22 protein-coding genes and 1 pseudogene are annotated in these 24,575 nt (G+C 64.1%); 10 read left to right on the top strand and 13 right to left on the bottom strand.

Annotated features, from left to right (window positions below):
- Positions 1–97: 97 nt before the first annotated feature.
- The 3 genes from BLT08_RS14005 to BLT08_RS13995 all read right to left on the bottom strand — a co-directional run bounded on the left by BLT08_RS14005 (position 98) and on the right by BLT08_RS13995 (position 3,503).
- Positions 98–1,255 carry a M23 family metallopeptidase gene (locus BLT08_RS14005; RefSeq protein ID WP_090308534.1) on the bottom strand — a complete coding sequence of 386 codons (1,158 nt, stop codon included), beginning with the start codon at positions 1,253–1,255 and terminating at the stop codon, positions 98–100.
- 212 nt (positions 1,256–1,467) lie between these two features.
- Positions 1,468–2,388 (bottom strand): DUF7351 domain-containing protein, encoded by a 921-nt coding sequence (locus BLT08_RS14000; RefSeq protein ID WP_090308531.1) that lies wholly within the window; start codon positions 2,386–2,388, stop codon positions 1,468–1,470.
- A gap of 164 nt (positions 2,389–2,552) precedes the next feature.
- Positions 2,553–3,503, bottom strand: a complete 951-nt coding sequence (locus tag BLT08_RS13995) for an aminopeptidase (protein ID WP_090308527.1) — start codon at positions 3,501–3,503, stop codon at positions 2,553–2,555.
- Positions 3,504–3,603: 100 nt separating this feature from the next.
- On the opposite strand from BLT08_RS13995, the gene BLT08_RS13990 reads away from it, so the two are divergent.
- On the top strand, positions 3,604–4,533 hold the full coding sequence (locus tag BLT08_RS13990; RefSeq protein WP_090308523.1) for a phosphatase PAP2 family protein: 930 nt from the start codon (positions 3,604–3,606) through the stop codon (positions 4,531–4,533).
- Positions 4,534–4,618: 85 nt separating this feature from the next.
- Here BLT08_RS13990 and BLT08_RS13985 read toward each other — a convergent pair whose 3' ends face one another.
- The 5 genes and pseudogenes from BLT08_RS13985 to BLT08_RS13970 all read right to left on the bottom strand — a co-directional run bounded on the left by BLT08_RS13985 (position 4,619) and on the right by BLT08_RS13970 (position 10,188).
- Positions 4,619–5,857, bottom strand: a complete 1,239-nt coding sequence (locus BLT08_RS13985; RefSeq protein ID WP_090308519.1) for a DUF8167 domain-containing protein — start codon at positions 5,855–5,857, stop codon at positions 4,619–4,621.
- Between the two features lies 1 nt (position 5,858).
- Complete coding sequence (locus BLT08_RS13980; protein WP_245724222.1) at positions 5,859–7,280, bottom strand: DUF8167 domain-containing protein; 1,422 nt, start codon at positions 7,278–7,280, stop codon at positions 5,859–5,861.
- Positions 7,281–7,354: 74 nt separating this feature from the next.
- On the bottom strand, positions 7,355–8,872 hold the full coding sequence (locus tag BLT08_RS13975) for a CARDB domain-containing protein (RefSeq protein ID WP_245724221.1): 1,518 nt from the start codon (positions 8,870–8,872) through the stop codon (positions 7,355–7,357).
- Positions 8,873–8,896: 24 nt separating this feature from the next.
- Positions 8,897–9,475 (bottom strand): annotated as a pseudogene (locus BLT08_RS23750) (GLUG motif-containing protein); the annotation flags it as partial.
- Positions 9,476–9,657: 182 nt separating this feature from the next.
- Positions 9,658–10,188 carry a DUF7382 domain-containing protein gene (locus BLT08_RS13970; protein ID WP_090308512.1) on the bottom strand — a complete coding sequence of 177 codons (531 nt, stop codon included), beginning with the start codon at positions 10,186–10,188 and terminating at the stop codon, positions 9,658–9,660.
- 75 nt (positions 10,189–10,263) lie between these two features.
- Here BLT08_RS13970 and BLT08_RS13965 point away from each other — a divergent pair, with 75 nt between their 5' ends.
- From BLT08_RS13965 to BLT08_RS13935, 7 genes are all read left to right on the top strand, one after another.
- Positions 10,264–11,325 carry an ATP-binding protein gene (locus BLT08_RS13965; RefSeq protein ID WP_090308508.1) on the top strand — a complete coding sequence of 354 codons (1,062 nt, stop codon included), beginning with the start codon at positions 10,264–10,266 and terminating at the stop codon, positions 11,323–11,325.
- 81 nt (positions 11,326–11,406) lie between these two features.
- The gene (locus BLT08_RS13960; protein ID WP_245724220.1) at positions 11,407–12,234 is read left to right on the top strand and encodes a DUF7310 family coiled-coil domain-containing protein; all 828 of its coding nucleotides are present in this window, start codon (positions 11,407–11,409) and stop codon (positions 12,232–12,234) included.
- Positions 12,231–12,695: a DUF7311 family protein gene (locus BLT08_RS13955; protein WP_090308502.1), complete on the top strand. Its 465-nt coding sequence runs from the start codon at positions 12,231–12,233 to the stop codon at positions 12,693–12,695. The genes BLT08_RS13960 and BLT08_RS13955 overlap by 4 nt, the downstream gene beginning before the upstream one ends.
- A gap of 31 nt (positions 12,696–12,726) precedes the next feature.
- Positions 12,727–14,655: a type II/IV secretion system ATPase subunit gene (locus BLT08_RS13950; protein ID WP_090308499.1), complete on the top strand. Its 1,929-nt coding sequence runs from the start codon at positions 12,727–12,729 to the stop codon at positions 14,653–14,655.
- A gap of 7 nt (positions 14,656–14,662) precedes the next feature.
- Entirely contained in the window at positions 14,663–16,378 is a 1,716-nt protein-coding gene (locus BLT08_RS13945; protein ID WP_090308495.1) for a secretion system protein, read from the top strand.
- Between the two features lie 298 nt (positions 16,379–16,676).
- A complete protein-coding gene (locus BLT08_RS13940) occupies positions 16,677–17,552 on the top strand; it encodes a transcription initiation factor IIB (protein ID WP_090308492.1) in 876 nt (291 codons plus the stop codon).
- 180 nt (positions 17,553–17,732) lie between these two features.
- On the top strand, positions 17,733–19,025 hold the full coding sequence (locus BLT08_RS13935; protein WP_090308488.1) for a DUF7125 family protein: 1,293 nt from the start codon (positions 17,733–17,735) through the stop codon (positions 19,023–19,025).
- A gap of 87 nt (positions 19,026–19,112) precedes the next feature.
- Here the strand turns inward: BLT08_RS13935 and BLT08_RS13930 are convergent, their stop codons facing one another.
- The gene (locus BLT08_RS13930) at positions 19,113–19,811 is read right to left on the bottom strand and encodes a MinD/ParA family ATP-binding protein (protein ID WP_090308485.1); all 699 of its coding nucleotides are present in this window, start codon (positions 19,809–19,811) and stop codon (positions 19,113–19,115) included.
- Entirely contained in the window at positions 19,808–20,173 is a 366-nt protein-coding gene (locus tag BLT08_RS13925; RefSeq protein WP_090308482.1) for a DUF7857 domain-containing protein, read from the bottom strand. The genes BLT08_RS13930 and BLT08_RS13925 overlap by 4 nt, the downstream gene beginning before the upstream one ends.
- 183 nt (positions 20,174–20,356) lie before the next feature.
- Here BLT08_RS13925 and BLT08_RS13920 point away from each other — a divergent pair, with 183 nt between their 5' ends.
- On the top strand, positions 20,357–21,370 hold the full coding sequence (locus tag BLT08_RS13920; protein ID WP_090308481.1) for a type II glyceraldehyde-3-phosphate dehydrogenase: 1,014 nt from the start codon (positions 20,357–20,359) through the stop codon (positions 21,368–21,370).
- 119 nt (positions 21,371–21,489) lie between these two features.
- Positions 21,490–21,888 (top strand): Hsp20/alpha crystallin family protein, encoded by a 399-nt coding sequence (locus tag BLT08_RS13915; protein WP_090308478.1) that lies wholly within the window; start codon positions 21,490–21,492, stop codon positions 21,886–21,888.
- Positions 21,889–21,917: 29 nt separating this feature from the next.
- On the opposite strand, the gene BLT08_RS13910 is transcribed toward BLT08_RS13915, so the two are convergent.
- The 3 genes from BLT08_RS13910 to BLT08_RS13900 all read right to left on the bottom strand — a co-directional run bounded on the left by BLT08_RS13910 (position 21,918) and on the right by BLT08_RS13900 (position 24,303).
- Positions 21,918–22,793 carry an ATP-grasp domain-containing protein gene (locus tag BLT08_RS13910; protein WP_090308474.1) on the bottom strand — a complete coding sequence of 292 codons (876 nt, stop codon included), beginning with the start codon at positions 22,791–22,793 and terminating at the stop codon, positions 21,918–21,920.
- A gap of 423 nt (positions 22,794–23,216) precedes the next feature.
- Positions 23,217–23,747: a 50S ribosomal protein L16 gene (locus BLT08_RS13905; protein ID WP_090308471.1), complete on the bottom strand. Its 531-nt coding sequence runs from the start codon at positions 23,745–23,747 to the stop codon at positions 23,217–23,219.
- Positions 23,748–24,072: 325 nt separating this feature from the next.
- Positions 24,073–24,303, bottom strand: coding sequence for a MarR family transcriptional regulator (locus BLT08_RS13900; RefSeq protein WP_090308467.1), 231 nt, complete (start codon positions 24,301–24,303; stop codon positions 24,073–24,075).
- Positions 24,304–24,575 lie beyond the last annotated feature (272 nt).

Here is a 24,575-nt window from a genome sequence, read left to right as displayed (position 1 = left end):
AACTGCGGGCTGGGTCTACTGAACGGCGGCCAGGGTCCAGCGGAGTGGTCTCGAGTCACACGTGGATGCGCTCGGAACGCGAGTCGAAGCGATCGAATCAGGAGTCGGTGCGCTCGGGTTCCGCGTCGGAGTGTCCGACCGTGTTGGGGACGGGTTCGCCAACGACATCATCGCTGGAGGCGATTTCACAACCGTCGACGTCCTCACGATCGACGACGTGCCGCACGCGCTGGCCCGCGTGAACGTACGTCTCGTCGTGGCGTTCGGGCCCGGTCCGCGGATGGTCGGTCTCGACGCCCCGGAACCGAACCGGCAGCCCGGCCCCCAGGAAGAAGTTCGGGTGATCCTGGACGTGGAAGTGGAGGTGGGGTTCCGTCGAGTTGCCGGAGTTGCCACAGCGGGCGATCCGCTGGCCGCGTTCGACTCGATCGCCCGGTTCGACCTGCACGCTTCCCCGTTCTAAGTGAGCCAGTACGCTGTACTCGTCGTCGGCGTGTTCGATCACGACGTTGTTGCCCAGAATGCTCCGCTGGAGGGGATCCATCCAGCCGTCGGTCCGGTGATAATCGCGGTGGTCGTTCCGAACGCTTGCGACGACCCCGTCCGCGGGCGCGAGGATCGGTTCGCCGAAGCAGTGGTACGCCTCGGGCGGGCCGCGCTCGCCCTCGTGCGTTCGGCCGTCGTCGTCGGTGATCACGAAGTCGTAGGCGTATCGCTGGGTAAGGATCCCCCACGAGTGGGAGTAGTCGCGATCCGGACTGCCGTTGACGACGGACCACGTCCCCTCGACGGGCAGTCGATAGTCGACGTCGCTCTCGAAGGTCGACGGCGAGGGCGGGCTTCCGCGGTGGCGTGCGAGGATGGGGATGTGACCGCCCATCTGGAACACCCCCGTAACGAAGAGGATCGGCTGAAACTGGAGGGCCAGCATCGCGACGAGCGCGCGGACGTTGGTGGCTCGGTCACCCATGTCGATCCAATCCGTCGGCACGGTCTCGTCCGCATCGTCGTCGCTCCCCAGACCGAGAACCGTCCCGACGATGGCGACGACCAGCGGCCACAGCCCGGCGAGAAAGAACAGCGCGAAGAGTTGGAGCCCCGCGAGCGACTCGAACAGATAGCCGGGAATCGAGAGAAAACCCAGCAGGAATACGTACATCGGATCGGGAAACCGGCGACGGATCGCCGCCAGTCGCCCCGACTCGGTTTCGGTCTCGGGTTCGGACCCCGGACCGATCGGATGTGAAACTGCCATACGCTCTCGAATGCGTCCGAGAGAATCAACGTTTGGCGAAGGGTTTTTCTATAAGCGAAATATCACAAAAGCAAGCGGGCGATCCGAAGCGACTCGAGGCCGCTCGCGTCCGTCCACAATCAGTCCAGTCGGTACGTACCGAGCCGATGCACTGCCAGTTGGTAGACAATCGGAACGGCGACGAACGGACAGTTCTGTCACGTTGTCGCAGCTCAGTCCATGTTCGCCGGACAGTCGAGACCGACGACGCGAGCCGATTCGTCCACCGTCGCCCGGACGGGCGTCTCGCCGATCGTGACCGACAGCCGAACGCGGAGCGGGTCCTCCTCGAGAACCGTAATCTCGGTTCGATCGACGACCTCGAGCTCCCACCAGTACTGGCTGCTGATCGGTCGCCCCTGCTGGTGATACAGCAACTCGATCTCGGGATGGTCGAGCAGGACGAAGCCGACCGGTGCGTCCCAGGTGGCGGCGCAGGCTCGACACCGGGCTGAAAACCGGACCGATCCGCCGGCTTCCTCGCTGTGGACGGTTCGAATGGTCGGCTCGACGGCGGAGTAACACTCCGAACAGGTGCCGTCGGCGACCAGTTCATAGGACTGCAGGGCCAGCGTCGTCGCCAGTTCGACCAATTCCTCGAGCGAGGCCTCGACCGCGGCGTTCGGCGGCACCGACCAGTAAAACAACGGGTGATCGTCCTCGCAGGTCACCTCGAGAATGCCGTCTCGGTAGCTCGCGTGGGCAGCCGTCCCGCAACGGCTACAGCCGCTGTCGAGGGCAACCGGGCCGAGTCGCGTCCGACCGGTGTAGGTGCCCGCGATGATCGCGTCGATCACCTTCGAGCCGGCGTACGTGAGTCGATAGTCCTCGTCGCACTTCTCGACGAACGTTCCCCGGAGCTGCTCGAGGTGGTACCGGAACTGGCCCGAATCCCTGATCCCGACGGCCTTTCGGAGCGTCGAGAACGCGGCCGCCGACGCCGTCGGATTCGCCAGATGGTGCTCGCGAAACGCCTGCAGAATCTCGACGCGCGTCGAGTTGCCGAGCGCGGCGAACGCCGCTGCGGGATCGACGTCCTCGACGGTGCGGTTTTCGGCCCCGTTTCCGCTCGCTGTGGTTTCGGCGTCGTCCATTCGATCTGGGCTATCGGACGGGCTCGAGCGTCTTTACCGTTTGACTTCCCCTGCTCGCGGTTTCACCGCTCGCCTTTCGGGAGGTCTACGACCTCCCCTGCTCACGGCTGATCGCCCTTCGCTGCTGGAAGTCTAACGACTTCCCTGTTCGCGGCTCTCGCCGCTCACTCTGCCCGCGGAAGTTTCACTTCCGCGTCGTCCGCATACACCGTCGGCTCCCGCAGGATTCCGTCGAGGTGGATCGGAGCCTCCGTCTCGCCGCCGATGCCAGCGTTGTCACCGATCGCGATGTGAACGGTTCCAGCGGCCTTTTCGTCGAGCAGAACGGAGCCGACGAGTTCGGTGACGGCCACGTTCGTCCCGATACCCAGCTCCGCGAGGTTGTAGGCGGCGTCACCGACGTCTTCGGCCGCGCCCTCGACTGTCGCGCGAATTTCGTCGTCCGAGATGTGCGTGACGAGTCCATCTTCGACCTCGAACGTCAGCTGGTGGTCTGCCTCGAGTAGCCCGTGGGGACGCATCGTCCCGTCGACGACGAACGTCCCGGTCGCGGTTTCGGGACTGACGAACACTTCGCCCGCCGGCAGGTTCGACATGATGCCGGGTTCGTGAACGATACCGGTGTCTGCGAGCCACTCTCGGTCGCCGATTCCGAAGGCGATGTCGGTGCCGGCCGGCGTCGTGACCCGAATCTCGTCCGCGTCGGCGACCTGCTCGATCACGTCGTCGCAGTGGGCCGCGATGGACTCGTAGTCGGCGTCCAGCCCCGTCGTGAAGACGTCCTCGGTGATCCCCGGCAGCGTCGCGACGCGAGCGCCGGCGTCGTTGGCCTCGGTTCGAGCACGGGTGTGGCTCAGACTCTTCGTCGTCGGCGCGAGCACGACGTCCGCGCCGGCCATCGCCGCCGCGACGGGTGCGGGCGGCTCGCTGCCGTGGGTCTCTCCGGGCGGATAGCGAACGATCACCGACTCGTCGGCGATCTCGCTAGCGACCTCGTACAGCACGTTCCCGATCGGCTCGCGTTTATCGTCGGTGACGATCGCACACGATTCGTCGCTCTCGAGGGCCAGACACTGGCGAACTGCCGTCTCGGCGGCTGCGCGGAGTTCGGACATAGCGTATATCTACGCAACGACCCCGAAAGCTGTTGGCTTTACCGGCCGTCGCCTCGGGCGATACCGTTTTCAGGTAGGCATACAACTGTTCACGGAACGCATGGCGACGGCGACGCTCGAGGACGTCTTCTTCGACGAATCGACGAACGAGACGATCAGGAGCGTAGTTCCGGAGACCGCGATTACGCTTTTCGAGTACGTCACACATCTCGGCGACGGCGCGGTGTTGATCGTCTTCGCGACGCTACTCTACTGGTTCGGCGCCGAATCCCGCCGCGAGCAGCGCACGCTCGTAATCGCGATCGGACTCGGTGCGCTCGCGATCAGCGCCGGGATGAAGGGGATATTCGTCCGTCCTCGGCCGGAACTGTCGGGCGGCTACGGTGGGTACAGCTTTCCGAGCGCGCACGCGATGGGTGCGGCCGCCTTCTACGGCGCGCTCGCAGTGGTCGCAGACACCGGCACGCGACTCCAACGGTACGTTGCCGCCGGCACGATCATCTTCCTGATCGCGCTCTCGCGGATCGTTATCGGCGTTCACTTCGTTGGCGACGTACTCGTGGGCGTCGGTATCGGGCTCGTCTTCGTCGCAGTCGTGTTCCACGGTAAAACCGCCGAACCGGGCTCGATCTTCGTCCTCTCGGGCATCATCGCGATTCTGGCATTGGGCCTAGGCTCGCGGGAATTCACGACGATGACGATCGGTGCCGCACTCGGCGCGACCGTCTCCTGGCAGTACGTCAAATCGCGGTCGCCACAGCCACGCGGCGCAGCGATCTTGCTTCTGGCGTACCTCTGTATTCCGGTGATTCTCGGCCTTCGGGCGGTACCCGTCTTCTGGCCGGATCACGTGCTCCTTGACGCCGTCGAAATCATCGGCTACGCGGCCGTGACCGGCGCAATTTTAGCCGTCCCGATCGTCGCCGAACGGATGAACGACTGGCCACCGGTCGAGTGGCTTCAGGAGCGACTGCCGTTCAGCGGCCGAACGATCGACCCCAATCACGTGTCGTTCGCATCGGAAGACTGAGACCAGAGCAGATCGACCGAGTCGGTGAATCATCACGGAAACGGGCGACTAGCCGACCGATACCGCGCGCTTCGAACCGTGTCGATCAGTTCGTAGCGTTGGTCCGTTCGGTCCGTGTCTCCGGTGTGAGAGATGGCTCGAGTTCGGTTGCAAGCGCCTCGAGTTCCGTCGGCGTCCCGAAGACGTACACCCTGTCGTCGGGCTGCAGCGGCTCCTTGTCAGCCGGTAGCGAGAGGATCTCTTCGCCTCGGTCGATCACGAGGACGGTCCCGGGAACCCAGCCGGCGAACTCGCTCGCGAGCGGGCCCTCATCCTCGACGGTGATCGCCGTGACCGTCTCATCTCCAGCCCGGATCGCGGAGACGAGCGCATGCCCGTCGCTCGGCGTCTCCGGCCGCGTCGTGAGCTGGTAGCGGCCGTTCGGTTCGAACGCGTCCGCGTCGTCCGCGTCGACAACCACGGTCGTGACCGAACCGGCACTCGCCCGTAACATTCCGGTCGTGACGAGCCGGCTCGAGTCCTCGTCGGCCGTCCAGATCTCGATCGGATCGCCGGCGCTCGCTCGCGGCGACGGGTCGCCGGCGATCGCGACGGCCACCTGATCCGGCCCCAGCGTCGAACTCACACCAGCCTGTTGGTCGCCGACGGCGATCGACGTCACGGCACCTGCGTCGGTGAGATCGGCGCGAACGTAGCCGACGCCGAAATCCGACTCGATACGAGACTCCAGTCGAGACCGACGCTCCGGGACCGACAGCCCGCTCGGGAACAGGAACTGCCGATCCGCGAGCGCTCGCTTGCGTTCGTCGTCGACGGGCGGGTAGCCTTCGGCGTCGTCGATCGACGCAGGCAACTGCACGACGGTCGCGAGGCCGGCCGACTGGACGAGCGTCGCGACCGGGCCGCTGTGCTCGATCGTCGTAATCTCATAGACGCCACAGGCGAGGTGGTCGCCGAGCCGATGACCTCCGAACGCGGCGACACAGCCGACGAACAACACGCCGAGAAGGAACGTCCCCGAGGTGTAGTGAACCAGCGGCGAGTCAGCGACGACCTCGCCGTGGCGAAGCGCCTCCGCCGTCAGCCAGCCCGCCGGCAGGGCAGTCCCGGCGAGGACTGCCGGTCCGATCGGGAGTTCGCGAACGGTCAGCGCTCGATAGCCGAACGCGACCACGAGCCCTCCGACGCCCGCCAGCAGTCCGTAGCCGAGAATGCCGAGCAGTGCGGTTCGCGTCCATTCGAGCGTCGTGTTGCCGCCGAACTCCCCACCGGTCTGCAGCGGGTGTGTCGAAGCGACTGCCTCGAGTCCGAGTGCGATCGTCATCTCAGTGACTCACCTCGGGAGTTGCCGGTTCTCCGTCGTCCCGCTCGCCCCTTTCACCCTGCTCGTCTTCTTCGTCCGGTTCGGGACCGAAGGCGGCCACATCTGAGCCCAGGAGGAACACCTCGCTACCAATCTCGAGTGCGTCCGAATCGGGTTCGAACCGCCACTCGTACTCGGCTGCCGGCTCACTACCGCTCGGCTCTCCGTTTCGGATCGCGAATACATCGAGATCGCTCTCCTCGTCGGAGACGGCGTCTCGTACCGCGTCTGTTACGGTTGTCTGCCGAATCGCGGTACCATCCCGCTCGAGCAACGAAATCGCGTCGAACTCGTGGGTAGAGCCGGACGGCCTGACGACGATTCTGGCCTGTTTGTCCTCGAGAAGCACATCCGTATCAGTGGTCGGAACGGCGACGGTCACGTATCCATCGCCCCCACCCGTTACAGCGTCAGGCGAGAGCGAACCACTGCCGCTCTTGGATCGGTTGTCGCTCGGCCCATCGTCATGTGGAGCCGTGTTCGGACTGGTGTACCCACAATCTGCAACTGGGGCAGCGGTCGCGCTGAGCACCGTTCCGGAGACGGTCGACGACTCGGTGGCGACGAGGACGTCGTCGCCTGGCGCCAATCCTGTCGGGAGAAGCGCTCGAGTCGACACGGCACGCCACCCCTCCGGCACTCGCTTCGCGACACCGTTGGCGGGTGGCGCCGCGGTGATCGTCGCCCGGCCACGGCCGTCGACGGAGACGGACACTGCCTCGAAACCGTAGCTCGTCCGCAGTCGATCCTCGAGGCGCGTCTCGAGTTCAGCGATCGGGCAGTCCGCAGGGAGTCGCCAAGCACCGTCCTCGAGTGTAGCTCGGAGCTCCGGACCCAGCGGCGGGTACCCCTCGAACTCGCGGACGCCGCCGCTCGAGCGAATCGTTACCTGGCCCATCGCGTCGACCGCGTCGATCGCGTCCGCTGCGAGCGGTTGCGTACGTTCGGTTGAGCCGGCGGTAGTCCGCGGCAAGTCGACAGCGAGCTGATTCCCCCAGCTCGTCGCGTACAGCCCGAGGACGAAGCCGAGTCCGACGCCGAGAAGCAGGCCGGGCTGGATCGTACTCCCGTCGACGACGGCCGCGGCGTACAGGCCGGCGCCGGTGAGTACGACGGTCGCAACACCGCCTACGACCGACGGGATCCCCTCGTCTGTGACGTAGCCGATCACGACGGAGGCACAGCCGACGACTGCGGCACAGACGGTGCCGAACAGGAGGGCGATGGACACACCCGTGAGAATTTCGACGGGCGTTACGAACAACGGGATCATCGACACCTCGTACGTCGGTCTCGAGATCGGTGCTTGCCCGCTCTCGAGGGCGTTACTCGCGAAGCTTTCCGTCCGCTCGGAGCCGTCCCACTCCCGTTCCCCGGATACCACCGAATCGTGCGTCTGCAGTTCATAGCTGATCGTAAGTGTCTCGTTGGAATCGTACCGATAGACGTCTCGACAACCTAGTTTCGGCGTCGCAGTGTCGCAACTGCCACCGCAACCGCGAGTGCACCAACCGCGACGACCGCACCGAATCCGGGCAGTCCATCCGAATCGTCCGCCCCGTCGTCATCGGCCTCCTCCGAGACCGTGACTGTGACATCGGTCTCGTCGTCGTCGGTCGCGACCGTGTACTCGTACTCGCCCGTCGCGTCCTCGCTCACTGCCAGCGAGATCGTCTCGCTCGAGTCGGCCTCGAGCGTCAGTTCTTCGGTCGCGATTTCGCTGTCGTTGTCCGAGACGGTGACCGACTGCGTCCCCTCGACGCCGCCGGTGTTCTCGACCGTCACCGAGAGGTCGAACTCGTCGCCGGATTCGACGTCCTCGGGCGACTCGACGTCAGTGACGTCGAACAACGGAGGCTCGGTGACCTGGCTCGTCGCTTCGAGCGTTTCGTCGTCGACCGTCACCGCGTGCACGACGGTGAGACCGGTATCGACATCGGTCTCGTAGCCGAGGGTTGCAGTCGAGCCGTCGGAATCGACGGCAACCGGTTCCGTGATTGCAGTCTGGCTCTCGAGTTCGTACTCGACGGTGTCGATCACCGTCTCGTCGGCCGCGTTCTCGAGGTCGACCGTGAACTCGTACGGTTCGCCGGAGCCGACCTCCTCGGGGACCGAAATATCCGCGAGCGAAATCGTGCCGGGTTCGACGACCGCGACCGAGCCGAGGTCGGCCCCGTCGACGGAGACGTCGTACTCGGTGCCGACGGGACCGTCCGGCGTCCATTCGAAGTCGACGTCTGTCTCCGCGTCGGCCTCGAGCGAGACGGTCTGCGTGTCGACGACCTCGCCATTGGCCGTCAGTTCCGCGGTGTGGCTGCCCGGCCCGCCGTCGTTCTCGTAGGTCGCCGTCGCAGTGAGCGGACTGCCTTCGACGACGGCGTCCGCATCGAGGTCGCTCTCCTCGAGTTCGATATTCGGTGGTTCGACGACCTCGAGTTCGGCACTGTCGCTCTGATCGGCGACGGTAGCCGTGATCTCGGTTGTCCCCTGCTGGTTGGCGTCGACGACGCCAGCATCGACATCGACGATGCCGCCGGCGTCGTAGTCAGCGACTTCGGAGGCGGTGACCGTCGAGCCGTCATCGAGTGTGAGCGTGACGGTGACTCCCGTTTGCTGGCCTTCGCCGACGGTCGAGTCGTCGAGGGCGATCGAGAGGTCTTGGACTTGCCACTCGAGGACTGGGTAGTCGTCGGTGAGCGTCCAGAAGTTGTCGAAGTCTATATCTAAATTGTCAGTGGCATCGGAACCAGTAATCTCGTTAGTTCGAATAGAGGTACCAACATCATCGTTCGAATCACCAACGTTCTGATTCGACAGAGCGGCATTCCAATATCCGTTAGTTATGCTTCCATCAGTTCCAGACCGATCACCTTGATTTACACCAGCCAGTGCACCAGTTTCTGAATTACCGCGAATTGTTCCGAGAGCAAAGACGTCTGTGACTGGGCCCTCGTTGTTTCCAACGAGCCCACCCACCTCACGATCACCAGTAACACTACCAGTTGCGTAGGAATTTCGAATCGCTGAATTGGATCCTAGTGTTCCGACTAGTCCACCAACTTGTCGACCTTCAGCCTCAACTTCTCCGGTTGCATACGAGTTGAGTATCTCGATATTTCCTTGGCCGTTACCAATTATTCCGCCAAATCCTCGAGTATCACCACCTCTGACCGCAACATCCGAACCCGATCGTTCAATTGTGTTTTCCAAGTCTCGATCATCCGTCCTGACTAAGCCACCTCCTCTTTCAGTTTCAATTTCACCACTCGCATACACTGAACGAAGATCGCCACCGAGGTAGCTAACAACAACCGCTGCGCGGTCTCCGCTTACAAATGCGTCTTCAATATAAACTGATTCGACTGGACCGGTTGTTGCACCGAACAAGGCAATATCATCTTCGCCAGCACGATTAATTGTGAGGTCTTCGATAGCGTGGTCTTGTCCGTCAAATGATCCAGAGAATGGACTATCGCGGTCTCCGATTGGTTCGAACCCTGCACCTCCATTCCATGTTTCTGTTTCACTTGCGCCGATGTCCTCTTCGAGAACATAGTGCGCACTAAGGTCCTCGTTCATCAATTGCAACTCGTCAACCTCGGTGATTTTGTAAGGGTTCTCTGTTGTACCCTCACCGTCCAAGTCATCCAAAGTCAACTCCATTGCTACTACAGAGCCAGAAAATATGATTAAAATCGAGAGAACTATAAAAGTAGAAATTAAGCATGCTCGACATAAATAATTCATTATCATGTGGTATTTTAATTTGTTTCCGCAACGCGGATCTCTGGATTTGGTTGCTCGTCAATATAATTGCTGTCAGATGGAGGAATTATCTCTAATTCCAAGGTGCCCATATCTTGATCAGCACGAAGACTTTGTTCTTCATCAAAATCCAATTCAGCCTCATTACTGTCAGAATCAGTATCTGCTCTCACAACACCTTCTAATTGAGCAGATCCAGCTGTTGCAACCACGGTCGCATCTTCAACATCATTACCGTTCTCATCAATCACATAGACAGTCACTTCGGTGTCCGAATCAGGGTCGATTATTTGATCATCATTTTCAATTTCAACGGTCACCTCAGTATCCCCAACATCACCGATCCCACCGAGCATATTCAGCATCAGCGCCAGCGCCGCCACACCGACGACCAGCGCGATCACGAGTCGGATCGGCAGGCCCTCGATTGCCCGGTCGTCTCGAGCGAACGACGAGCGAGAACGGTTCGACCGGTCGGGCCGATCCGACCCGTCGGAGCGGTCCGACAACAGGGTGTCCGGTAGCATACCCCCTCTTGGTCGCGCCTTCTGACTTAAATGTTGGACTAAAAGTTCAAAAGGGAAGAGGGATCAACTCTCACTGTGAGCTTCGTAATCGGACGCGATGACGACCTCGAGGACGGTCCCGTCGGGCTGTTGGGTGCCTATCGTGCTCGAGACGGAAGCGAGGGGGCGACGCTGCATCTCGACTTCGACGGCCCGCACGCGATGTTGATCGTGGGCAAGCGCGGCTACGGAAAGTCCTACACGATGGGCGTCCTCGCGGAAGGGCTCGCTCGAGCCGACGGCGTCGCACCGGTGATCGTCGATCCGATGGGCGTCTTCGACACGCTCGCGGAGTCGACCCCCGGTGCGGGCGTTCCCGCGACGGTGATCGACGAGCCGGCCGTCACGCCGACCTCGCTCGATCCGAGCTCGTGGTGTGCGCTGCTCGGACTCTCGCCGGAGAGCGGCGCGGGCGGGCTCGTCTGGCAGGCCGCACAGGCGACGTCGACGCTCGAGGAAATGGAAGCCCACGTCGAGGCGACCGACGCGCCGGTCGCAGACAAACGAGCGGCGAGCAACCACCTCCGACTCGCCGACGCGTGGGAGGTCTTCGACCCCCACGGGATCGATGCCGACGAACTCGGCAGCTCGGCGGTGACGATCATCGACGTCTCGGGGCTCGAGTCCGCGCCGATGAACGCCGTCTGCCGCGGTGTCGCCGAAGCGCTGTATCGCGCGCGCGTTACCGACACGATCGATCGGCTCCCGTGGCTGCTTCTCGACGAGGCCCACACCTTTTTCGGCGGCGTGGCGGAACCGGCCCTCCGGACGATCCTGACTCGCGGGCGCGCGCCCGGTGTGAGTCTCGTCTCGGCGACCCAGCGGCCGAGTGCCGTCCCCGAAGTCGGCATCTCCCAGTCGGACGTCCTGATCTCTCACCGGTTGACCTCCCAGGCGGACCTCGACGCACTCCAGACAGCTCAGCCGACGTACATGAACTTCTCGTTGTCGGACGCTGACCGGCTCCCGGAGGCCCCCGGCGAGGTCGTCATCGTCGACGACGCGACGGAGACGATCCACTCGGCGCAGGTCCGGCCGCGTGACACCCCACACGGCGGTGACAGTCCGCGAGCGAGTGACGTCGTCGCGGACGACTGACGCGAATCGACGATCAGCACGGAGACCCGAATACTTCAATCGAAGTTGATGTTTAAATACCATGAGTCGGCCAAGAGCGACATGAGCGATATCGAGCGAATCGATCAGCGACTGTCCGCGGTCGAGCGCGCGGTCGTCGACGGCGACGTCGAACTCGACCGACTCGCCGATCTCGCCGCAGTCATCGAGGACGTCGAACGCCTCGAGACGAGACTCGAGGAACACGAGCGGCGACTCGCGGAACTGGAGGGGAACGTCGACGCGGTCACCGGTCTCGTCGGCAACGTCGAGACGGTCAACGAGGGCGTCGAGCGACAGGCCGACGCGGCTATCGCCGCCGTCGATCGGCTCGAGTATCGGATCGACGAACTCGAGCGATCGCTCGCAAAGCGGGAGCGACAGGCCGACGGCCGAGACTTCGGCGGCACCAGTGACCGTGCAGGAACGGAGCCGTCTGCACTGGAGACCGCTGGTGGCGACGAGCAGGCTGCCAGATCGGGACACGCGTCGGGAACCGGTGCGAACGAATCCGGCTCGATGGGGCTCGTGGCGGCGGAGCGTTCGACGGCCGACGCTTCGTTGGGGGAGTCCAGTGACGTTGAAGCAACGGCTGAAACGCTCCTCGAGCCACCGGAAGACGAGGTGGAAGCGGACGACGCTGACGGCGCTTCGTCCAGCGGACTCGCCGTCCAGGAGGCGATCGAACGGCGGCTGTCCGGATCGGACGACGCGGACGACGGATCCAGTTCGATTGGGACGTCCAGTTCAGTTGGCGCGTCCAATTCGGACAGCGCAGCCAGTGCGGACGATACCCAATTGGCCCAATTGTCGGACAAGGAGGACGATGAGGGTGACGGGAACGACGAATCGAGCAGTCTGTTCGCCTCGCTTCGCGCGACATTATCGTGATCCGATACGTTCTCGCCGTCATGTTGACGATCGCGCTCCTCGCGATCTCGATCCCCGCTATCGACAGGGGAGCGACGATGAACAGCGAGCGCCAGGTCGACGCGAGTTTAGCGGAGATCGACGACGAGGCGACCTCGCTGATCGAAAACGAGGAGACGACTCCCGACGGCCACCCCGATCCCCAGCGCGTCGTCGAGGTGACGCTCCCCCGGAGCACGCTGACCAGTGAGGGGGTCGACCACTTCGAACTGGTGCCCCACGAAAACGGGAACTACACGCACGCCCGGTACGTCCTCGAGGACGGCACCACGCGAGAGGAGGTTATCAGCGAGAAGATCGTCTGGAACGATCCCGACGGGAACGAACCGACCGAGTTGGGCGGCACCGGCGACCAGCGCCTCGCGCTCGTGCTGCTGGAAGACGAACGCGGGGAGCCGATAATCGTTGCTCGCCGTGTATAATTTTAAACCGGAACGCGCCGCCAGTATCGACATGTCACAGGACGGGGTCGCGAGCGCCCTTCGGTCCGTGCTCGACGAACTCGGGCTCGGATCGTTGCTCGGCGATGGCGAGCCGGAGGGGGCGTGTACGTGCAGTATCTCCTTCGAAGACGAGTTGGTGGTAGTCGACGCGAGCGACTGCGACGGCGACCTCGCGAGCGCACCGGCGTGTCGAGGGACGGTCGTCGACGCGCTCACCGACCGCGAGGCGACGGGTACCCTCACCCGATCGAACGGGATCGAACGACGGTACGGTGATCGGGGCGTCGAACTGCTCGGCGCGGCCGGCCGGTTCGTCGAACTGCTCGGCGAGCGCGACGAGCGACTCGCCGCGGCCGCCGCGCGTAACCCGCTCGAGGTCGCTGCGGAACTCGAGACCCAGATCGGGCCGGTCGCGGATATCGCCGTCGAGTCCGGACTCACGGACGCAGCGATCGGGATCGACAGCTACGATTCGGTGCTGACCTCGACCGTCGGACTCACTATCGGACACTACTTCGTCGACCAGCAGATCGACGACGGCGCGCGTCTCGAGGACGTCGAGACGCTCGAGACCGGGAGCGAAGCCCGCATCTACACGCGGTCGGACGGCGTTCCGCTGTACGTTCTCGACGTCGTCGATAGAACGCTCTCCGAAACGGAACGGAATCACCTCATCGAGGGGTACGAGGCCATCGCGGAGGGGTACGTCGAGGGAGATCGGGCAGCCTCGCGCGCGATCGAGTACGCGACCGACGAGCCGGCCGATCCGTTGCTGACCAGGGTGCTCTCGAAGCATACGAGCGGCTACGGCATCCTCGAGGATCTGTTCGCGGACGAACGGGTGACGGACGTCTACGTGACCTCGCCGGTGTCCCAGAACCCGATCCGTCTCGTCGTCGACGGGGAGTCGATGACGACGAACGTCCACCTGACGGTCGACGGGGCGCGGGCGCTCGCGTCGCGCGTCCGTCGAACCAGCGGACGGGCGTTCTCGCGGGCGAATCCGACGGTCGACGCGATGGCCGCCCTCGAGAACGGGACCGGGGTCCGCGTCGCCGGCGTCACCGATCCGGTCGCGGAGGGGGTTGCGTTCGCCTTCCGCGAGGAGGCCGACGACCGCTTTACGCTCCCCAGTCTCGTCGCGAACGGCACGATGCCGGCGGAGGTCGCCGCGTTTCTCTCGGTCGCCATCGAGCGCAATGCGGCCGCACTGATCGCCGGCACTCGAGGGTCGGGGAAGACGACCCTGCTCGGAACCCTGCTGTACGAACTGACGCCGGACACGCGGACCGTCCTGATCGAAGACACGCCCGAACTCCCCGTCGACCCGCTGCAGTCGGTCGATCGAGACGTCCAGGCGCTCCGAACCGGAACCGGTGACGGGCCGGAAATTTCGCCCGAGCAGGCGCTCAAGACGGCACTCCGACTCGGAGACGGTGCCCTCGTCGTTGGGGAGATCCGAGGCGAGGAGGCCCGCGTGCTCTACGAGGCGATGCGTGTCGGTGCAAACGCGAACGCCGTGCTCGGGACGATCCACGGCGACGGGGCCGACGAGGTCTACGAGCGCGTCGTCTCCGACCTCGATGTCGAACCCTCCTCGTTCGGCGCGACGGACCTCGTCGTGACCGTCCAGGCGTACCGAACGCCGAACGGCCGCGACCGCCGCGTCGCCAGAATCGAGGAGGTCATCACCAGCGGCGACGACATCTGGTTCGAGTCGCTGTACAAACTCGACGACGACGGAGACACCGTTCCGACCGGCCGGATCGACCGCGGAGAGAGCCGGATCGTCGACCGACTCACCAGGCCAGCCGAGGAGTACGCATCGGTGCGGCAGGCAATTTCGGAGCGCACGGAACGGCTCTCGAGACTCGCCGCCGACGGACGGACGAGTCCGCGCGAAGTAGCTGCGGCGTACGCCGACCGGGGGAGGGAGTGATCGATCGATGACGCTGTCGTCGGCACTCATTCGGCATCTGGCCGCGCTCTACCCCTACGACGTCGACGGGAGCGACGACCTCGTCGACTCGCTCTCGTTCATCGACTCGCCACACGACGACGAGACGGTTATCCGCGCGGGCTACGGCGCCGGTATCGTCGGCGCACTGCTCCCGTTGCCGCTGGTGATGACCTCGGCACCGCTCACCTTCGTCCTCTTTTTCGTCCTCGTGACGCCCGTCGCGGCGATTCACGCGATCCACTCGCTGCCGCATCTCCAAGCGGCGTTCCGCCGAACTGAAGCACTCGGCGACACGCCGAATCTCGTCGGCCGCGCCGTGTTGCGGATGCAGGTTCAGCCGGCGCTCGAGAGCGCCGTCCGATTCGCCGCCGAGACAGGACGAGGGCCGCTGGCAGCCAGCCTCAACGGCCACATCGATCGCTCGATGGGGACTGCGGATACCGGACTGCTGTCGTTCGCGGAGGAGTGGTCCGAGTGGTTCCCCGCGTTGCGCCGCTCCTCACACCTGCTTGCAACCGCCCAAGACGCGCCGGAGGGCGAACGAGCGCGAACGCTCGATCGAGCGCTCTCGGCGGTGCTCACCGGTACCCGGAACCAGATGGCGGAGTTCACCGCCGCCATTCGGGCGCCGACGACCGCGCTGTTCGCCTTCGGGATCATGATCCCGCTGGCGCTGATCGCGCTCGTTCCCGCCGTACCAATGGTCGGTTTCTCGGTCAACATCTGGATCATCGTGTTGCTGTACAACGTCGCCCTCCCGGCGTGTCTCGTCGCTGCGAGTCTCTGGCTCCTCGTCCGCCGCCCGGTCGCGTTCCCACCGCCGAAAGTCAGTCACACCCACTCCGACGTCCCCGACCGACTCTGGATGCGGGGGCTGTGGGGCGTCCTCGCGGGCGCGATCGGATACGCGATCACGATCACGTTCGGTCCCGCACATCTGGCGCCGATCATCGGCCTCGGTCTCGGACTCGGCGCCGGCCTGCTCGCCATCTTCGGGCCGATTCTCGAGGTGCGAAACTACGTTCGCGACGTCGAGGAACACCTCACCGACGCGCTCTATATCGTCGGCCGCCAGGTCGCCGAAGGCGAATCCGTCGAGTCGGCTGTCGAACTCGCGGCGGAACGAGTCCCCGCCGAAACGGGCGAGGTCTTCGAGCACGCCTCCGGCGTCCAGCGGCGTCTTCACACGGGCGTCGAAGCCGCCTTCCTCGGCGAGTACGGTGCGCTCAGAGACGTCCCGAGTCCGCGGGCCCACGGGACGGCCGCGCTGCTCGCGATCGCCGCCGACGAAGGGAAGCCCGCGGGTCGGGCGATCGTCTCGATGGCCGATCACTTAGAGGAACTCGACGAGGTCGAGGCCAAGACGAAACGGAGTCTCGAACAGGTGACGGGAACGCTCGACAACACGGCGGCCTACTTCGGACCGCTGGTGGCCGGGGCGACGGTCGCGATGGCCGCCATGATGTCCAGCGAGGACATGGTCGGGACGGCGGACCTCGACGCGGCCGCCTTTCCCGCCGAATCGCTCGCCATCGTCGTCGGCGTCTATCTCCTCACGCTGTGTTTCATCCTGGTACCGCTCTCGATCGCGCTCCGGTACGGGTTGGATCGCGCCCTCTTCGGCTATCACATCGGCCGAGCGTTGGTCACCTCGATGGTTCTGTACGGGTTTTCCGTCACTGTCATCGAGATGGCGCTCTGAAAGACGGTTCGGGACCGATTCCGTTCACCAACGGACGGGTCGGTTTCGGCCGGGAACCGAACGCGTACACCCGCGCACCGATTTCGGTGAACTCCGTCGGTTTCGATTGGTAGGGGGCGATAGCTTCAGCAGTTTTTGTTCGGATACCTAATATTTATACACTCCTAGAAGTACTATCAGCTATCGATCGTATCTTTGTCTATCCACCCCTGTAATTTATAAAGTTCTGGATTTTCGTATTGTTCAAAGGTTTTAATATAATATGGCGTAGACACGAAGTTGAAGCGGTGGGGACTGAATGAAACGCGCAACCCAGACGGAGAGCTGTGAGGAGTGTGGTGGCCGTCTTCGAACGACGGAAAACGAAGTTATCTGCGAGGAGTGCGGGCTCGTGGTCGGTGAAGACAGTATCGATCGCGGCCCGGAGTGGCGGACCCTCGAGAACGGTGACAGCCGACGCCGAACCGGCGCGCCGCTCGAGCGCTCGCGCCACGACAGGGGGCTGTCGACCAGAATTGGGTTCGGGGCGGGGGCGGAGGTGACGGGCAAGCGTCAGCGCCAGCTGGTCCGCATGCGCCGGCAACACAACCGAGCCCGATTCTCGTCGAAAGCCGAACGGAATAAGGCCTACGGCTTTACCGAGATCCGTCGGCTCGTCTCCTCGCTATCGTTGCCGACGCCGGTCCGCGAGCAGTCGTGTGCGCTGTTCGAATCGGCCCAGCACGAGGACTTACTCTGCGGACGCTCGCTCGAGGGATTTTCTGCAGCGACGGTGTACGCAACCTGTCGCGTCCAGTCGATCGCACGGACGATGGACGAAGTCGTCACGCAGGCGCGTGCGAACAAAAGCGAACTCAAGGCGGCCTACAACGCGCTCAATCGAGAGCTCGGTCTTCCGGTCGGCCCGATTTCGCCGGTCGAGTACCTGCCGCGGTACACGTCCGAACTCGAGCTGCAGGCGGATATCGAGAGTCGTGCCCGGGAGTACGCAACGTGGCTGCGCGAGCGTGGTCGAATCGGCGGGAAGAACCCCAGCGGTGTCGCGGCCGCCTGTCTCTACCGGGCAGCCTACGACCACGGCGTGGACGTCACGCAAACCGAAGTCGCCGAGCTAGCGAACGTCTCGCGGATGACGATTCGGTCGACGGCCACCGAGCTGAAACAGTACGGGTAGCGCCGGTTCGACGACGCCCCGGCCGGCGACTCGATTGCTCCCGGGGTCGACGTCCGTGATCGATAGCCTGCGACGACGCGACGTGAGTCCAGAGTTCTCGACCGTCGTAGCGACGGCGCCCCCGAGTGCAACCGAAGCGACCGTGTACAGGTTGAAAAAGGAGGACGCGCCAATCCCGATATGATTGCTATCGCCGGTGCGAAAGGCGGCTGCGGGAAGACGATCACGACGCTCGGTCTCACGGAGGGCTTCGCGCGAACCGGAACGCCAGCTATCGCGATCGACGCCGACCGACAGCTGCCGAACGTACACGTAACCGGCGGCGTCGACCGCGAGCCGACGCTCGCGGCGCTCACGTCGGAGACCGATGTCCGATCGGTCGCGCAGGTGAGCCCGCGAACGTCGCGTGCCGGCATCGTTCCCGCGCCGGAGCCGTCCGAGAAGCTCGACTTCGAGTCGGTGCTGGGTCGACTCGAGGCCGACTCGATACAGACGGTTGTCGACTGTCCCTCGGGGGCGGGACCCGACGTCGTCGAACCACTGTCGGCAGCCGACGGCGTGATCGTCGTCACGACGGACAGCGAGCGGAGCCTCACGGCCGCCGAGACGACGGTCGAGATGGCTCGCCGGCTCGGCGTGCGGGTGCTCGGGACGGTAGTGAACAGGTGTGAGGAGGTCCCAACCGAGGTCGAATCGTGGGTCGACGTGCCGGTACTGGGCGTCGTTCCGGAGGCAGAGTCGCCGCTGACGGACGAGGACACTACGGCCGCCTACGAGGAAATCGTCGAGACGTTGCAGATGCGAAACGCGACCGACCGAACGCCACCGGCGTACGACGACGAACTGCTGCCGACGGGCATCGACACCCTCGACCGGCGACTCGGCGGTGGGCTGGCACCCGGCTCCGTCGTGGCGCTGACCGCCGAGCCGGCCAGCCAGTCGGAACAACTGCTCTACGAGGCGACGGCACCCCGCGGCACGCTGTATCTCACGACCGAGCGATCGACGGCGAACGTCCGCCGGGCGATCGAGACCACGTCCGTCGAGACCGGGAATCCGACGATCCGCCACGTCGAGGGGACGGAGGTCCTCGAGGACGCAGAGGAGATCATCGGGAAGTTGCCCGACGGCGCCACGCTCGTCATCGACCTCGTGGATGTCCTGGAACGACACGATCGACGGGCGTACGTCTCGTTCCTGAACGATTTGAAAGATCGGATGGTCGAGACCGACGGCGTTGCCGTGCTGCACTGTCTCGACGGACCCGGCCGACCGGAGAATCGAACGGCGACGATCCACGCGGTCGACGCCGTCTTCGAACTGCGGACGAGAGAGCCGGATGTCGGAACGGCCGTCGAACACTATCTATCAGTTCCCAAGTTCCGTCCCGAGAGTACGTTCACCGAGACGATCGAACTCACCTTCGACGGCGTGGCGGCGATGGCGCTCGAGATGAACCAGGACGCGAACTAAGCGCTCGAAAAACGAGATGGGGGTGACCGATCCGAACACTCGGTCAGGGGGCCGACTCGGCCCGAACGAGGAGGAGACGAGTGCGGCTCAGAGGACACCAATACGACCGGAGAGACGCTTTTCGCAGCGTTCGATCGAGTGCGCGACGTCCTCGAAGGCATCGATCGCGTCGCAGTCGGGGTGGGCGTCGCGGACCGGCTGCCAGCGTGCCATCGCATTGTCGACGGCCGAGCGCTCCTCGATCACCGCCGTCGGGGCCCCGAGCTCCCGTTCGACGCGAGTCGCGAGGTGTTCGGGCTCGTCGGCCGTGGTTCGGTTGAGAACGATCGACGCGATCGGCGTGTCGAGTTCGAGTGCGATCTCCCGCGTTCGGAGCGCGTCCACAACTGCCGCTTCGGTCGGCGTGGTGACCAGGACGGCGACGTGGGCACACTGAAGCTGCGTGCCGACGTCGCGTGCCAGCCCCGCCGGACAGTCGATGACGACGCGGCTGCACTCCCGCTCGAGTCGGTCCACCACCCGCTCGAGTTCGCTCAAGTTCGACGCGCGAGCGCCGGCGAGCGTCCGGCCACAGGGGAGGATTCGAATCGAGCCGAACGAGTCGACGGCCTCGAGCGGATCGGCGCGGCCCGCGAGGACGTCGTGCAAGTCCGCGCCGCGGCCGCGGGGAAGATCCGCCGTCGCGAGATCCGCGTCGACGACGACGGCGTCGAGTTCCCGCGCGAGGTTCAGCGAGACGGTCGACTTTCCGACGCCACCTTTCCCCCCACTGACCGCGACGATCATGGGCCCCGGGTGAGGACGTCGGGGGTCGGTGCCCAGCCGTCCAGTTCGGCGAGCACCTCGTCCGACGTCGCGGTCGTTACGTTGGCGACACGGGACACCTCGAGGACCTCGATCGGCGGCTCCGTCGGTGCCACCGGACTGGCGAAACCGACGCCGCGGCGGCGTCCCGGCTCGACAGTGCCCTCCCAGACGTCCCCGTCCCACTCGGGTGCCGTAACGCCGTTTCGACGCGGCGGCCACGTCGGACCGTCGAGTCGGCTCTCGAGACGGACCGTCTGCGGGGTCGTCCGCGTGTTCGCGACGATTGCGGTCACGAATGTCACCCCCTCCCGGCGATCGGTTTCCCAGTCGACCTCGACCATGCCCGTATTTTCGGGCCCGCTATCGTATAAAGTTCTACACGATCGGAACGCTCCGGTGCGTCGACTCGCGACGGCAGAGTGCTCGAAATACTCACCGAGACCCGTGTAAAACTCGGTTCTGAGTTACAATCGGTCGAAAAGGCTCGAAACGGTTATCCCCCTCGGTAGTGGACTCCCGGACATATGATTCAGGTCGCGATCAACGGCTACGGCACGATCGGAAAACGCGTCGCGGACGCCGTACGAGAGCAGCCGGATATGGAGGTCGTCGGCGTCGCCAAGACGCGGCCGAACTTCGAAGCCGAAACGGCCCTCGAGAAGGGGTTCTCCCTCTACGCCGCCATCGAGGAACGCGCCGACCAGTTCGCGGAGGCCGGGCTCGAGATCGCCGGTCCCGTCGAGGACCTGGTCGACGAAGCGGACGTCGTCGTCGACGCGACGCCATCCGGAATCGGCGCGGAGAACAAGGCGATGTACGAGGAGTACGACACTCCCGCGCTCTACCAGGGCGGCGAGGACGCCGACCTCGTCGACGTCAGCTTCAACGCGCGCTCGAACTTCGAGGACGCCGTCGACGCCGACCACGTCCGAGTCGTCTCCTGTAACACGACCGGCCTCTCGCGGGTTCTCGCACCGCTTCGCGAGGCCTACGGCGTCGAGAAGGTTCGCGCGACGCTCGTCCGCCGCGGCGGCGACCCCGGCCAGACCTCGCGCGGTCCGATCAACGACATCCTGCCGAACCCGGTCACGATCCCCTCCCACCACGGGCCCGACGTCGAGACCATCTTCGACGACCTCGACATCGACACGCTCGGGATGAAGGTGCCCGCGACGCTGATGCACATGCACAGCCTGAACGTGACGCTGTCGGAGGAGGTCGACGCGAGCGAGGTTCGCGACCTGTTCGCCGACGAGTCGCGACTGTTCCTGATCCCCGAGCGGATGGATATCGACGGTAGCGGGAAACTCAAGGAGTACGCGATGGACGCGGGCCGTCCGCGCGGCGACATCTGGGAGAACTGCATCTGGGAGGAGTCCATCTCGACCGTCGGGACGGATCTCTATCTCTTCCAGGGGATCCACCAGGAGAGCGACGTCGTGCCGGAGAACGTCGACGCCATCCGAGCGGTACTCGGTGCGGCCGACGCCGAGGAGAGTATCGCGACGACCGACGAGACGATGGGGATCGGTCTGTAGATCCATCGTCTCGAGGGATCAACCCGGACGCGACACGCCCCCGCCTTCTTCGGTTTCGAACACCCCAAACAACTAGCGACGACAGAAAGTTTTTGCCCCGCGGTCTACTACACGTTCGCATGCGCCGAGACGACCGCGACGAACCCTTCGACGATCTGTTCCGCGAGATTGAACGCATGATGAACGAGATGATGAACGGAGCCGACGCGAACGTCGACTTCAACTCCTCCGGCGTCGACAACGGCTTCGGGATGGACACCCACGTCGACATCCACGAAACCGACGAAGAGATCCGCGTCGTCGCGGACCTTCCCGGCGTCGAGAAGGACAACATCGAACTCGAGTGCGACGGCAAGACGCTGACCATCTCCGCCTCGAGCGACCACCGCGAGTACGACGAGCGCGTCTCCCTGCCCCAGCGCGTCAACGAGCACACGGCCTCCGCGACCTACAACAACGGCGTCCTCGAGGTCGTCTTCGACCTCGCGGAGCAGTCGTCGGGAATCAGTCTCGAGTAGACGGTCATCGCGGTCGCAGTCGCGTTCGCTTATTCTCGGTCGGCCGTTTTTCGAATCGTAGCCGCGAGTCGGTCGTAAAACCCCGATTCGTACTTCGTCTCCTCGTCGATCGTCGGCCGCGCGTTCGTCTCGTTGACTACCACGCCGGCGTCGGTCTCGAGTAAGTCGACGCCGAGGAACGGAATCTCGAGTTCGCGGGCGACGGCTTCGGCCAGTTCGCGCCACGGCTCGGGTAGGTCGACGCCGGTCGCCTCCGCCCCGCGGTGGACGTTGTGTTTCCACTGGCCCTCCGCGACCGCCTCGTCGGGCAGGCGACGCTCGACCGCACCGACGTATTCGCCCTCGAGAACCATCACCCGGTAGTCGGTCGCGTCGGGGAGGTACTCCTGGACGAGAAAGGAGCGGTCGCCGGTCGCCCGGTAGTCGTGAACCAGCGAGAGGTAGTCACAGAGTCCCAGAAACGAGTCGAGGTCGTGCGCTTTCGCGACGCCGACGCCGCGGGTCGTCGAGTTCGGTTTGACGACGACCGGCGGCTCGAACCGCTCGAAGACGTCGGCGAGTTCGGACTCCGAGACGTCGTTCGAGACGTACACCGACTCCGGCACCGGGAGGTCGGCCCGACCGAGCCGCGCGATCACCTCGGCCTTGTTCCGCGAGGTCAACACCGTCTCGTGGTCGTTGAGCCACGGCACCTCGAGCAGGGCGTCGGCGACCCCGCCCTCCATCAGTCGGCCGGGGTAGACGTAGCCGACGTCGTACTCGTCGGGCGACCACGGCGCGTCCTCCCCGAGCGGCACCACGCGCTCGCTCGCGGGCACGTGATGAACCCGAATGCCTCGCTCCTCGAGCGGGTCGCGCATCCGCTGGAACGTCTCCTGATCGTTCGCGACCGCGAGATTGATCATACGGGAACGTCGGGAGTAAAGAGGTAAAAAGGTGCTCGGGACACTCAGTCAGGACTCTGATTGATGGCCGGGAGCGCGTCTCGAGCAACGGCGAGAGACGCGCGACTCGGGGAAGGGCAGGTGGTTCATCGATACTCACCGCGAGCGAGGCCGAAGGCCGAGCGAGCGGGCCGACGACTGATGTGGACGAACAACTGAAAGGAGTGAGGAAACGGAAGGAGGAGTGTCCTCGTGAGTGAAACGAACGAGGGCTCGGAAGTCGCAGCCCACGTAGCGAACGAAGTGAGCGAGTAGGAACGTCTTCCGGTGCTTTTCATCGAAGCTAAGCGGAATCGAAGATTCCGCGAGGTCCGAGAGAGCTTTGCTCTCTCGAGATTTTACCGAGGGTGCGCCGAAGGCGCACCCGCAGAGTAAAAGTTCGTTTTACGCAATCAGCTGCTCTTCGCCCCGTTCGACGACGATACGGCACGGCGGCGAGATCTTGTTGTAGGCGCGTCGGAGCGCGTCCTTGGCGAACTCGGCGTCGTCGACGTCACACCAGATCGTGAAGATGCGCTCGCCGGAGCCCATTCGCGCGGCGGTGCCGACGATCTTCCCGAAGGACTGTCGCATCCCGTCGGAGACACGGTCTGCACCCGCGCCCGTCGCCTGCTTGTTCTCTCGGATGACCTGGTGGGGGAACTTCCGGAGAATCATCTTGTAGTTGTGCTCACCGGCGTTTTTCAGCATGTGACGGTTGGCCGAGAGACGCGAGGCCTCGAGGCTCCCGTGACGGATCTGGACTTCCTCCTCGGTGATGAGGCTGATCTGGACGGGGTACTCGTCAGGATCGGCGCTGACGTCGCCCATCTTGTGCTGTGCAATTTTCGAGCCCGGGATGCCGGTAATGTATTCGCGGCGCGTGTAGGCCGGCTTATCGATTTCCCGGTACATTGAGGCAGGTTTGTCTGACATGGCTGTGATTACTTACGAAAACGCAGGCCTACCGTGCGGATAAAGGCTTCGAACCACGCGCTGGAACGGGGGTTCGAATACGCGAGCGGACGAGGCGATGCCAACCGATTGCATCGATACCGGTGCCGGTCCGAACGATCGGGAGCGCGTACCGATTTACCGACGGGAATCGACAGGAAGAAGGCCGAAAACGGTGCACGTGGTCGTCGAAGGTCGGAGCGTTTCGTCCGAGAGACGCGACGGAACCGACGTTCGCGGCGGACTCGAGTAGCCGTGGCTCCCGTAACGACACCGACAGCACGACGCGCGGCGACAGAATAGCGGCTCAGTTGGCGAGGACGTACCGGTCGTTTCGCTTCTCGACGAGACCCGAACTCGAGAGCGAGTTGAGAACGCTCAGGATCCCGATCTTCTTCATCGAGAGGATCTGTCCCATCTCGTCGGCGGTGGCACCGCCCGTCGCGTCGATGTAGAGGTAGACGAGCTTTCCCTGTGGGGACTCGACCTCGGTTGGCAGCTGACTGATTTCGGCGTTGGGGTGAGTCTGTTCTATCATCGTATCTACACCATCGCCGAACTTCCGTATAAATCTATGGTGGGGATAATGCATATTGGCTAACGAGTATTATTGTGATTATATCTATTGATTCGAAGTGGCAAGGGAAGCCATCGCGATGCGACGAATGTTATTGTCCCGCATACAGCAGACTGAAGCCTCTCGAGCAGGACCGAGCGACTGTCTCGTCTCGAAATAGTTTCCGACGCCGCTGTATCTCAGTTCGACTCGATTCGATTCGAATTGCTGAAATCGCACTAATCGACAGTAAC

This window comes from Natronorubrum texcoconense (assembly GCF_900100335.1).
Classification (GTDB): domain Archaea; phylum Halobacteriota; class Halobacteria; order Halobacteriales; family Natrialbaceae; genus Natronorubrum; species Natronorubrum texcoconense.
This window is presented reverse-complemented; position numbering and strand designations above follow the sequence as displayed.